Genomic DNA, 4,314 nt, shown 5'->3' with positions numbered 1-4,314 from the left:
TAAATATTTATCAAGCATTGGATTTGAGTATATATTAATCTCATTTTTTGCCAAAACAGTACCAGCCTCTATCCTGTCTCTATCCTCTACTATTAATATCTCATACTCCATTTGAAGTGCATCAAGATACCATGTCTTTGAAAAGATAGAACCCTGATTGGAGCTATCTACAAAACTATTCCAATCTTCATAATTTTTTTTCTCTAATGTTTTTAATCTACTCATCGGTTTTTTAACCATAAATCTAAATTAATCCATTTCCAAATATCTTTGGAGCAGTTTATCTTGCTATCTAAATGTTCTCTATACATATCGAGAGCTTTTTGGGTATCTATATATCTTATGAACTCACTAGTTGGGTTGTTTAAAATATCAAATATCATATCTTGAAAATAGTTCTCTCTAAACCACTCATCTTCTGGTGTCTCAAAACCAAGTTTATCATATCTAAGTCTAATCTTTTCGGGAACAATTGACTTCATACTCTCTCTTAAGATATGTTTGGTCAATCCCTTTTTGATATAGCTATCATTAGAGAGAGATAGCGTTTGCTCTACAAGCCTATAGTCAAGAAATGGCACACGAGACTCAATAGAAAATCTCATGGAGTTTAGGTCTTCCCATTTTAGCAGATGTTCAAGCTTATACTCAAAGTGATTAATCAAAGAGTCCTTTAGTGTGGATGAGCCATATAACTCCCCTGCAATAACACTTTTTTGATTGTAATCTTTGTAAAAATCATTCTGAATATAAGATGCCTTTTGTACTCTAAAATTGATTTTCAATCTCTCTGGTAGTAAAAAGAAGAGAAATGTTTTTAATCCATATGTAGATTTATGTTTTTTGATATAATGAAATATCTCATAGGATAGTTTAGCTAGAGATAACCCTTTTAGTAGCTCTTTGAAATAGAATCCATAAAAGTAGTGATACCCAGCCAACTGCTCATCAGCCCCCTGTCCATCTAGTGTAACCGATGCATGTTTTTTTGCTAACTTCATCACCTCATACTGTGCATAGATACTAGTTGTAGGTACTGGCTCATCAAGAGTATTAACAAGGTCATGCATATCCAAATAGAATGATTTAGCAGTTGGGGTTGTGTAGTTCATATTTTTTAGATATGACCCCATCTCATCTATAAACTCACTCTCATCACCTATCTGCCCCTTCTCATAGACTGCTGAGAAGCTATTTATATCCTCTATATTCAACTTTTTTGAGATTATAGATATGACGCTAGATGAGTCTAGTCCACCACTAAGGCATACTCCTACAGGCACATCAGACCTCATTCTTAATTTCACAGAAGAGGTAAATAGCTCTTGATACTCTTTGGCATCTATACTCTCTTTGTTGCAGTTACTCTTCAAATCATACCATTTACGAAGTTTAAACTCTCCACTAGGGTTTAAAGTAAAGCAGTGTCCATGTGGGATTTTATAGATTTCACTATAGAAAGTTCTATCTCCATAGTCTGTTCTGTTAAAAGTAAGATAGTCAAACACAGCTTGGTCATTAATAGATAAACTGTTATTAACAACCTCTTTTATCGCTTTTATCTCTGAAGCAAAGATAAATTTATCACTATCTTTATAGTAATAGAATGGTTTTATCCCAAACCTATCTCTTGCACCAAAAATCTTTTTTGTCTCTCTGTCATATATCACAAATGCCCACATACCATTAAATCTATCAAGGCACTTCTCTCCCCACTCCTGATATGATTTCAATACCACCTCTGTATCAGAGTTACTTTTAAACTTGTAACCCTTTGCAATAAGCTCCTCTCTAAGCTCAATATAGTTATATACCTCTCCGTTAAAGATAAGAACCAGACGCTCATCATCACTATACATAGGTTGATGTCCAGCAGAGGATAAGTCGATAATACTCAGACGAACAAAACCTAGCCCAACAGAGTCATCTATAAATATTCCCTCATCATCTGGTCCTCGATGTTTTATCTTTTTCATCATTTGAGCAAGAGTTTTCTCCTCAACAACTTTGTTGTTGAAATTTATGTTCCCTACAATTCCACACATTATATACCCTTTACATTTTTATATATATCTACGATTTTTTTAGCTATAAGCTCAGACTTTAGATACTGAATATCTGCTCTTCCTGTTGTCCTCTTTCCAAAACTCAATGCTCTTTTTATATCAGATGCAAACTCCCTATAGTCATAACTAGAGATATAACACCCATCTGTTTGTGAGAGAACATCCATTACATCACCAACATTAGTTGCTACAATTGGAATATTGCAAGACATACTCTCTTTAATAGCATTTGGACTACCCTCCCAAAGACTTGTAAGAACAACTACAGATGAAGCGTTATAATAGTATGGAGTCTCCTCATTGGGTATATCTTTTAGAAAGTGTAGCTCTAAATTTTTATCTCCAATATACTCAAAAGCATCTTTGGCAAGTTTAAAATTTTTCTCTACTCTATTAGGGTCGGAGGTGAAAAGAATATGTTTTTTTTCACTACTCCATCCCACTCTCTCTAGTGCTATTTCTCTTGGGATTGGTCTAAATCGACCTCTATCTATACCATTTGGAACTATATATGTATCTTTTAATCCTAGTGAGAGATACATATCTTTGGATTTGACAATAATAGCTGACCATGATAGATATTTGAATATATATATAATCCAAATATACCATTTTTTTGTTTTGACATCATCTCCCATGAGTGAGACTACAATATTTTTGCCTCCTGCCAAAGATGCAACTAGAGCAGACAACCAGTAGTGAGCATGTACTATATCATAGGAGCTATTTTTTAGATGCCTCCTCAGTTTAAAAATTGAGTTAAGGTAGCCTCTTGCCCCTCTCCCTTTTATTGTGAAATAGTTCAACTCTACACTCTCTTTTTTAAGAGATTCGCCTTGATTCTTTACTACTGGGCTTATATCTGTTTTACTGTTTCCACTACTTACAAATAGTATTTTCATTCCGTTCCTTTATCTAAAATTCCAATAAAAAATTATCAATGTGAAAAAAAACATTGAGAAGTTAAAAAATATTCTGAATCTTTTTTTATTTTTAAAATGAATAATTTTTCTATCATATTTATCCAAAAACCAAAATGCTATAACAAATACAAAAGGGATATGAGGCAGACCTTTTCTAAGTTCAAAACCATCCAATATAAATATTAGGGAAGCCATCTCCATAACAATAAATATTGTTAATGGATATAGTTTATAATTTTTAGTGCTATATATATATATTACACCTAACCAAAATGGAAAAGCGAGTAGGATTCTATATATTAACCCTGGACCATAAAAAGTAGGTATGGCTGCCTCTGATAAAAGTGTTGGGAGTGGGCCAACAGATTGAGAGAGTATGTTTACAGCATAGGTAAAAGGGACTCCACCAATTATCATTCCTTGTAGTCTTCTAATCTCAATGAGTGTATCTATTCCACCAGCGGTATAGACAGATGTTGCATTGAGTATAAGATCACTCATCAAAATTATAGATACAAGAATAAAAATAACACCTCCTTTTTTTGAAAGTATAAATCCTAAAACTATAGAGACTACAACTATTACTGGAATCGCTGGTCTAAAGAAAAATAACAGTCCCATAAAAACTATCATAGCAGTCAGATGAAAAATACTTTTGCTCTCTATAAATCTATAATAGAAATCAAAAGAGAGAACAACTAACATAATCATAAAACTCTCTTTCATACCTATTGAGTGAAAAAATAGAACAAAGGAGGAGAGCGAATAGGCTAATGCTGATAAAAAAGCATACTTTTTTGTCATAAAATGTTGACTGATACTAAATAGACTAAGTGCTGTAATAACACCTATAAATAGATAAAAAACATTCAACATTAAATTCGATTCAGACAAAAGGTATAGTGGATATAGAAGCATCACCATCCCTAAATCATCAGGGTCCCAATACTCCAAATAGAACTCTATAGACTCACCCAAAGATGACATATTAACCATTAGCTTGGCATACTTATGATAACCCATCGCATCAGATTCACTAAATACAAAAAAGTTATTATTGTAAAAATATGAGATATAGTTAAATGCAGCAACGAATATAAAGCTATAGACAAATACTTCCATTGCAAGAACAGATTTTGTATGAGAGTTAAAATCACTATTGTTTAGAGATAAAACAGCAAAATAGCTTAAAAAACTATATATTGAGAGAAAACTTATTAACAGATATTTGGTAGAACTATCTTGAGCTAATATTGAATATAGTAGTATTGATATAATCAGATATATATTATTAATTGTTTTCAGCATAGGTTCACTCTCTACTT

At 32.5% G+C, this 4,314-nt stretch carries 4 protein-coding genes; all 4 read right to left on the bottom strand.

Annotated features, from left to right (window positions below; translation table 11 throughout):
* Nucleotides 1-225 (bottom strand): hypothetical protein (locus GSY74_RS09105; protein ID WP_223157521.1); only part of this gene is annotated, 225 nt, incomplete at its 3' end.
* Nucleotides 222-2,045: an asparagine synthase (glutamine-hydrolyzing) gene (gene asnB / locus GSY74_RS09100; protein ID WP_164664790.1), complete on the bottom strand. Its 1,824-nt coding sequence runs from the start codon at nucleotides 2,043-2,045 to the stop codon at nucleotides 222-224. The genes asnB and GSY74_RS09105, both read right to left, overlap by 4 nt.
* Nucleotides 2,045-2,968, bottom strand: coding sequence for a glycosyltransferase (locus GSY74_RS09095; protein ID WP_164664789.1), 924 nt, complete (start codon nucleotides 2,966-2,968; stop codon nucleotides 2,045-2,047). Before GSY74_RS09095 ends, asnB begins: the two co-directional genes overlap by 1 nt.
* A gap of 9 nt (nucleotides 2,969-2,977) precedes the next feature.
* Nucleotides 2,978-4,314, bottom strand: a 1,337-nt coding sequence (locus GSY74_RS09090) for a hypothetical protein (protein WP_164664788.1), incomplete at its 5' end; no start/stop codon positions are given.

It is taken from the genome of Sulfurovum sp. bin170, assembly GCF_010892395.1.
Taxonomy (GTDB): domain Bacteria; phylum Campylobacterota; class Campylobacteria; order Campylobacterales; family Sulfurovaceae; genus UBA1140.
Note: the sequence above shows the minus strand (reverse complement) of the source record. Positions and strands in the feature narration are given on the sequence as shown.